Annotated in this window: 8 protein-coding genes and 3 pseudogenes; 3 read left to right on the top strand and 8 right to left on the bottom strand. The window is 43.9% G+C overall.

All coding sequences use genetic code 11. The features are described from left to right. Positions 1 to 84, bottom strand: an 84-nt coding sequence (locus tag ACMV5H_RS24765; RefSeq protein ID WP_414822718.1) for a helix-turn-helix domain-containing protein, incomplete at its 3' end; no start/stop codon positions are given. A gap of 194 nt (positions 85 to 278) precedes the next feature. On the opposite strand from ACMV5H_RS24765, the pseudogene ACMV5H_RS24760 reads away from it, so the two are divergent. After that, a pseudogene (locus ACMV5H_RS24760) lies at positions 279 to 728 on the top strand (Tn3 family transposase); the annotation flags it as partial. Between the two features lie 157 nt (positions 729 to 885). On the opposite strand, the pseudogene ACMV5H_RS24755 reads toward ACMV5H_RS24760, so the two are convergent. From ACMV5H_RS24755 to ACMV5H_RS24730, 6 genes and pseudogenes are all read right to left on the bottom strand, one after another. After that, positions 886 to 1183 (bottom strand): annotated as a pseudogene (locus tag ACMV5H_RS24755) (type II toxin-antitoxin system RelE/ParE family toxin). 105 nt (positions 1184 to 1288) lie between these two features. After that, on the bottom strand, positions 1289 to 1849 hold the full coding sequence (locus ACMV5H_RS24750) for a DapH/DapD/GlmU-related protein (protein WP_414822716.1): 561 nt from the start codon (positions 1847 to 1849) through the stop codon (positions 1289 to 1291). Position 1850: 1 nt separating this feature from the next. Then, positions 1851 to 3209 carry a CobW family GTP-binding protein gene (locus tag ACMV5H_RS24745; RefSeq protein WP_414822715.1) on the bottom strand — a complete coding sequence of 453 codons (1359 nt, stop codon included), beginning with the start codon at positions 3207 to 3209 and terminating at the stop codon, positions 1851 to 1853. Between the two features lie 110 nt (positions 3210 to 3319). Next, positions 3320 to 4327, bottom strand: a complete 1008-nt coding sequence (locus tag ACMV5H_RS24740; RefSeq protein ID WP_414822717.1) for a FecCD family ABC transporter permease — start codon at positions 4325 to 4327, stop codon at positions 3320 to 3322. A 2-nt stretch (positions 4328 to 4329) separates the two neighbouring features. Next, the gene (locus tag ACMV5H_RS24735) at positions 4330 to 5286 is read right to left on the bottom strand and encodes an ABC transporter substrate-binding protein (RefSeq protein ID WP_414822714.1); all 957 of its coding nucleotides are present in this window, start codon (positions 5284 to 5286) and stop codon (positions 4330 to 4332) included. Between the two features lie 18 nt (positions 5287 to 5304). Beyond that, on the bottom strand, positions 5305 to 6090 hold the full coding sequence (locus tag ACMV5H_RS24730; protein ID WP_414822713.1) for an ABC transporter ATP-binding protein: 786 nt from the start codon (positions 6088 to 6090) through the stop codon (positions 5305 to 5307). Between the two features lie 165 nt (positions 6091 to 6255). Between ACMV5H_RS24730 and ACMV5H_RS24725 the strand changes: the two genes are divergently transcribed. Then, complete coding sequence (locus ACMV5H_RS24725) at positions 6256 to 6519, top strand: DUF1289 domain-containing protein (protein WP_414822712.1); 264 nt, start codon at positions 6256 to 6258, stop codon at positions 6517 to 6519. On the opposite strand, the pseudogene ACMV5H_RS24720 reads toward ACMV5H_RS24725, so the two are convergent. Continuing rightward, a pseudogene (locus tag ACMV5H_RS24720) lies at positions 6516 to 6674 on the bottom strand (DUF4158 domain-containing protein); the annotation flags it as partial. The gene ACMV5H_RS24725 and the pseudogene ACMV5H_RS24720 overlap by 4 nt on opposite strands. A 64-nt stretch (positions 6675 to 6738) precedes the next feature. Here ACMV5H_RS24720 and ACMV5H_RS24715 point away from each other — a divergent pair. Then, positions 6739 to 7287 (top strand): fimbrial protein, encoded by a 549-nt coding sequence (locus ACMV5H_RS24715; RefSeq protein WP_414822711.1) that lies wholly within the window; start codon positions 6739 to 6741, stop codon positions 7285 to 7287. Positions 7288 to 7438 lie beyond the last annotated feature (151 nt).

Below are 7438 nucleotides of genomic sequence, written 5' to 3'. Positions count from 1 at the left end.
CCCCAAATGACGGGCAATAGCACGGATGGACATGCCTTGCCGACGAAGAACAGCAATCTCCACTCTTAACTCCAATGTTAGCATCGGCAGCTCGCTTAAAACTGCCAGTTTTACCCATGGTGGGTCCGTTTTACATTGGCATGTGGGTCATTTTTACATCGGCGCTAACAACTTGCTTAATATCTCTTGCTTACGTTCTTCGCTGTAACTCGGCACATTCAAGCCTTAACCCCCAACTGATTAAATTTTAGAGGGTGACAACTATCCTGCCAGAGGGGGGGTTAACACAGGCCATTATCGAAGCTGGGAAAATTAATAAAACACTGTATCTGCTAAATTATATTGATGATGAGGATTACCGACGTCGCATTCTGACCCAACTCAACCGGGGAGAAAGCAGACATGCTGTCGCTAGAGCAATTTGTCACGGGCAGAAAGGCGAGATCAGAAAACGCTATCAGGATGGGCAAGAGGAGCAACTGGGTGCATTGGGGCTGGTGACCAATGCCGTCGTGCTCTGGAATACCATTTATATGCAGGCCGCCCTGGCACATTTGCATGATGAGGGCGAAGTCATGAATGAAGAAGATGAAGCCCGGCTTTCGCCACTGCGGCATGCACATATCAATATGCTGGGGCACTATACATTTACGCTTGCAGAACAGGTAACAAAGGGCCAGCTCAGACCTCTTAAGCAGGCGGACGAGGCGGATGATTGGCCTTTATGACGATCTAGTTATCAAGGCAATAAAGTGCTTGGCTGGTTAAAAAACATACTTAGCGTACGTTTTCGTACGGTTGGGCTTCAGACCCCTACAACCCCGTTTAGCTCGATGGTTATCTGGGTACTGAACACTTACATTCATAGTGACCAAACACATAATTTCACCTATTTTCTCGGGTATGCCACAACCGCAGTACGTAGATGCTCGAATCAAGGAGCTCGTAACGAACCTCGTATTCGCCAACCAACATCCGCCTAGCCTAGCGAGGCTCGAATTGGAACAGTTGCTCACCGATACGTGGATTGGTGAGCAGAATAGTCGGGGCCTGGGTACAGTGTCTGTACCACACGTATCGCAGCGGATTTGTTGGCCAGAACCAGAAATTCGTACAAACGCGCCAAATCGGATAGTGCCTTGCTGGTCCACTTAAGTGTATTACACCTGCAGTTTCGGTACACAATCCCAAGAAATTACTTTCTACAAAAAAATTATTGCGTAATTTATTGAAAATAAAAAGATAATATCTTAAACCATTTTTCTGGCGTCACTTGTTCACACTTCCCTTACAGTTCATTGGCTAACCTCTTATACCCTTCAACTAGGGTATGATTTGCTGACACGACTGACTCTGAAAAGCTAGCATATTCTGGTGAAACCTTTTCTATTGAATCAAGATCAAATCCTGGCCCCATATTCATCATCGGTGGGACATGATAGGACTCTGGAAGATCGATTCCATCAACCACACAGTTATGCCGAATTACGCAGCCATTACCAATAGTTGTGCGAAACACCACAGTATTAAAGCCAATAAACACATCGTGACCGATATTACATGGCCCATGCACGATGGAACGATGAGCAATCGATGTTCGCGCACCAATTGAAACAGCGGCGCCAGCCTTTGAATGTATAACCACACTATCCTGAATATTGGATCCCTGCTGGATAATAATGGGCTGCATTGAGCCTGATTCATCCACTTCATCGGCGCGAATCACAGCGTAAGGACCAACAAAAACATTGTCTTCGATGATAACGTGACCACATACTATGGCCGTTGGGTCGATAAACGCTTTTTCGGAAACATTCGGGTAATAGCCCGTTGGGTTTTTTCTCAGCATATTAGTTCTCCTCAGCCAAGCAACTTTCAAATAATGTGCGGATATAAGGTTCATCAAGATTTTTGCCGATAAACACCATGCGGTTGAAGGGTGTGTCATCGCCCCAAGAGGTTCCTTGCTGACTTCCAAACATCATATGTACTCCCTGGAAGACTATGCGATTAGGTTCTCCCTGAATACCAAGCACCCCTTTCATGCGATATATATCTTCGCCTTGAACTTGCAGAAAGACACTCAGCCATGTGTTGAGCTTATCTAAATCAAAAAGGCCTGGCATTTCAATGGATACTGAAGAAACCTCACTATTGTGCGAATGCCCTGCGTTGAAAAAATGTTCTGATACTGGCTTGTTTTCTGTTTCATCATGAGACACTAATTTCAAGTCAAACTCTTCTGGAGTATGTTGAGTAAACATCACTATAGTTTGCGCATCGTTTAATGAAAAATGAAACTCGTAGATGTCTCTGCCATCCAGCATTAACGCATAGTGCTTTGATAAATCTGATAAAGATTCACTATGATTAAGCACTTGTGGAGGTGTTGAAAATTGAGGGAAAAACTGTTCTGCCAATGTCAGAAACTGACTATCTGCATCTTCACTCACTGTTGACATAAGAATAGACATTTCTGGATCTGGGCCTGCTGTCATTTTCATCCTATAGTTTCCAGCAGCTAAATTCCAAATACCGGCCCATTCAAACGGATATTCAGGCTCAAGAAAGTTGGGTTTGATCTCCATAGCTCTTGCTATGTTAAAACCGCCAATATCTAGTAATTCGGCGATTGGCGCGTTGGCCATAGTCGCTGAATAAATAGTTGCCATATGATTGATAGATTGCAACCTATGCTGAAGAGAGCTTTGCTCTGCTGCTGAAATTAAATCGACTTTATTTAGAATAATACGATCCGCAAAAGCCACTTGAGCTAATACTTCATCTGTATTGTCGTCCAAATGTTGGCTAACATACTTAGCATCTACCAGTGTAATAATTCCATCTAGTTCGAAATGCTCTTGAATATCAGCATCAACAAAAAAAGTTTGTGCAACAGGCCCTGGATCTGCCATGCCCGTGGTTTCCAGTATGACGCGATCAAATTTATCTTTTCGCTTGATCAAATCACCTAAAATACGAATTAAATCACCACGCACTGTGCAACAAATACAGCCGTTATTCATTTCAAATACTTCTTCATCAGCATTGATGACCAGATCTTGGTCAATGCCTATTTCGCCAAATTCATTTTCTATCACAGCAATCCGAAAACCATGCTCTTCTGACAAAATTCGATTGAGTAGCGTCGTTTTACCACTGCCTAGAAAACCAGTGAGTACAGTAACAGGTATTTTATTAGACATCATTTAGGCTCCATAATTTTAGAGAAGTTATCTCATGTTAAAAATCATATTCTTTTAGCTTCAGCCGGTTATTAGTTGATATTTTTGTGCTTAGTCACTTATTCGTGCCTTCTTCATCGAATATTGTTACGTTTCATATATAAGAGAATAATAAAGAAACCACCTAGACCTGAAGTAATAATCCCGATAGGAAGCTCTTGATTCTTAATGATTATGCGACTAACAATATCACCAGCACAAAGTAAAATAGCGCCTAATATCGCTGCAAAAGGAATGAGTAAATGGTGCCTTACTCCTACAAAATACCTTGCCATATGTGGCACCATTAAACCGACAAACCCAATAACACCCGTCAGGGAAACTAAAAATGAAGTAGCGAGGGCGCTGCAAATAAAGGTTTCAACTCGAAGCCTAGATACATTAATACCGAGTGATATTGCCGTTTGTTCACCTGCCAATAATCCATCAAGCCAGCGCCAGCGCCAGGCAACAAATCCACACAGTATGCACAGGCTCATTAACGGAATGAACAGATTATCCCAGCGAGCCAATCCCAAGCCCCCAAGTGACCAGAACATGACCGAGCTGGCGGCTCTTTGATCTCCTGAAAAAACCAAATAACTAGTCAGTGCGCTGAATAAAAAAGAGATGGACAGACCAAAAATTATAAGATGTTCGGCTCGCCGTGACCGACTACTATAAAAAAGTATCAGGACACTAAATGACGATACGATGCCCCCGATAAAAGCAGATAATGGCAGGGTCATCTCACCAAATTGATCACCAAAGCGGGTGATAACAAGAACTGCACCTGCCGACGCTCCAGAAGAAAGTCCAAAAAGAAAAGGATCTGCTAATTCATTTTTTGTGGCTGTCTGCAATAGGACGCCAACTATTGCTAGCCCCGCGCCGGTAAACGTTGCAAGAATAGTTCTGGGAAAACGTAATTCAGTCACTATTGTGCTAATTTGGCTTGATACTGGTTCATTATCAAACCCCAGCGCAGATAGCACTTGGTCTGGAGTGATCGAAACCGATCCTTGTAAGAGACTACAGAACATCAACCCAATCATAATGATGATCGATAAACTGACCAGAAAAGCATAACGTCTCCGAGACATATTCACGGCTCATTCCTTCCATACAATGCATGAGCGAGTTTTTCAATAGCATTTATGTTTGCTGGACTCGGTGTTAATTCTGAATACTGTAATTTTAGATACCTGCCCTGCTTCACCGCTGGTGTCTGTTTCATTAATGGATGTGACTCAAGGAACTTGCGTAAACCATCCGCCCCAGAGCCTGTTTGATAATCCAATAAAATAATCAATTCAGGCTCTGCCATAGAGACCGTTTCCCAAGTGCTGCTGGTCCAACTGGCTTCGATATCATCCATGATGTTTCTACCGCCAGCAGTCTCAATGATGGCAGTAGGCATCGCATATTTGCCACTGGTAAAAGGTTTGTCTTCACCTGAATCATAAACAAACACCTTAGTTGGACGGATATGACTTGGTCGTTGGGGTAGCGTTGTAATTTTATGCTTCCACTGTTCGACGAGGCTCAGAGCGTCTTTTTCTTTGCCAAATATTTTTCCTAATGTTATCTGGTCGTTATAGAGCAAATCCATACTGGCTTTTTTTTGTTGGGAGTCGGTGAATAGGCAGCTTTCGCTTAAGACAAAAGTTGGAATTCCATATTGCGCGAGTTTTTGAGGCGTAACTTCACCACCTATTTTCATGCCATAATTCCAGCCAGCAAAGAAAAAGTCAGGTTTATGTGAGAGCAATGTCTCAAGGGATGGATATTTGGGAGCCAGCTCTGGGATATTGCCCATCTGCTTACGGAATTCAGGGGACATTTTATACCAACCAGTGATACCCGTGAGGCCGACAATGTTCTCCTGAAGTTTGAGCGCAAAAACCATCTCGGCCATATTGATATCGTTAATAATAGCTCGCTTAGGAGGGTGGTTAAATGTCACGGGTTGGCCACAGCTCTGGATGGTGACGGGAAACTTAGCAGCTTCAACCGCAAAACTGGCTATGGTAAATAACAATGAAAGTAATAACTTATTCATTACAAGATCAACCTTGAGTCATGCACAGAGTGGGGCTTCAAAAATTTTTAGTGTGTGGCCATTCTCAGGATGAAGAACATCGAAGCTTTTCATACCGAAAACTGGCAGCATTATCTCTGTTCGAAGAGCGCTATCTGGAACATCGTAAATAACCTGTTTCCCTTGACATAAAACGAGTACTTTATCTGCGAATGTTGCTGTTAACTGTAAATCATGTAATACAGCGACAACGGTAATCCCTTGGTTTTTTACTAATGACATCAATTCTGCTCGTCCTTGCGGATCGAGATGATTTGTTGGCTCATCTAACAACAAGAGTGATGGTTCCTGTACCAAAGTACGCGCAAAGGCCGCGCGTTGCCTTTGCCCACCAGACAGCAAGCCCAGCTGGCGATGCCTAAGATTTTTGAGTCCTGTATTTTCTAACGCTTTGTTGATTTTTTGTTGTTCTTTGGCGTATGAGAACAACCCTACATAGGGCAGACGCCCTAGAGTGACGTACTCTTCCAGAGTCAAGCGCCAATCAGGCGTATCAGTTTGTGAAAGGAAAGCGATTTGTCTAGAACGTTCGCGCACAGATATAGACTTAATAGGTCGTCCGTTAAATAAAACATTGCCCTTATAGTAAGTATTTTCTTGGATAATTATACGTAACAAACTTGACTTTCCACTTCCGTTTGGCCCAATGATAGCTAGTCTTTCTCCTGTATTTACAATGAAGTTGATGTCATCAAGTATCAATTCGTCATTTTGTGAATGAAGAGAAACCCCTTGTAAGATCAGTGGTTTTGGTGAAGTATCCATCCAAATAATCTCATTGTTATGTTATGTTATGTTATGTTATGTTATGTTATGTTATGTTATGTTATGTTATGTTATGTTATAATATTACAACATTGAGTGCGCTAATACCAGTGATAGATAATGCTATATTAGTCAAACGATCTTCTAGCTACGTGGAGTGTACATATGGCGGTGAAATCCCCTTGTATTGATATCTGTGTTTTTGACCCCTTAACTGGATGGTGTACGGGATGTGGGCGTAACCGTGATGAAGCAACTTGCTGGCGCAAGCTTTCCACCTATCGCCGGAAAGCGGTAGAGCGAGATTTAGAACGTAGGTTGGCACGGCTGAAAACGTCAGCACAGATTGCTCAACAAAGGAGCAACAAAGGATGGACGTTTTATGTTGATACTATGTATTCACACACGCCTTCCCAAAATTCAGCATAGATGATTGCGAGCATTTCCTCCGCCAGCATAAATCCTTTGTCAGTTCTCATGGCATAGGGGTGCAGATGCCGGATACAGTCTTTTTGCAGTGACCGACTAAACGGGGATAATTTCAGGTAGCGATAAAGTTCGGTCAGATGTTCCCAGCGGGCTCGTGGCTAATAATCAGCTACGAAATGATTGTATTCACCTTTTTAATACGTAAATAAGGAATTCATTATGCGTAAGTCTATTTTTACTCTGGCTCCGGTGGTTGCGGCTCTGTTGGCAGGATCTGGCGTGGCTCAGGCCGCATCTGAGGCCCAGATGACCATTACCGCCAACGTTGTAGCGGCGACCTGTGACGTTTCTCTCTCCAACCCTAGCCTGGACCTGGGTAACTATTCCAAGTCCGCCTTCACCGCAGTAGCCACCCCGGTTGCCAGCAGTATAAAAACCTTCACCGTGGGTCTGGACAACTGTGAAACCCCGGCAGCAGCAGGTGATACAGCAAGCCTGATCGTCACCGGCCAGACACTAGGGGGCAACCAGAACATTTTTAACAGCACCGGCACCAATACCGGCGTTATGTTAAGTGAAGTGACCTCACAAAACACCTACATTAGCGCCGGCCAGAAATTATTGGTAGCCAAAGCAGGTCAGAATCCGGCAGCAGCCGATTTCGACACGAAATCCCTGAGCCTGCAGGCTGGTTTAGCCTCTACGTCTCTCACGCCAGATATCGGTATGGTTAGCGCGTCGATCCTGTTCAGCTTTGCCTACAACTGATGTGTTCCAGCAGGCCGATGGCCTGCCTTTTCAGGATCCGCAATATGACGCGCTTTATCTCCCTGTTTTCGCTGCTAGTGGCCCTGCTGGGTACGCCGTTGGCAGGCTGGTCCGCCGGGTTTGGCATTAATGCCACACGCCTGATTTACCC

The sequence above is a fragment of the Serratia sp. N21D137 genome (assembly GCF_047530005.1).
In the GTDB taxonomy this organism is placed as follows: domain Bacteria; phylum Pseudomonadota; class Gammaproteobacteria; order Enterobacterales; family Enterobacteriaceae; genus Chania; species Chania fonticola_B.
Note: the sequence above shows the minus strand (reverse complement) of the source record. Positions and strands in the feature narration are given on the sequence as shown.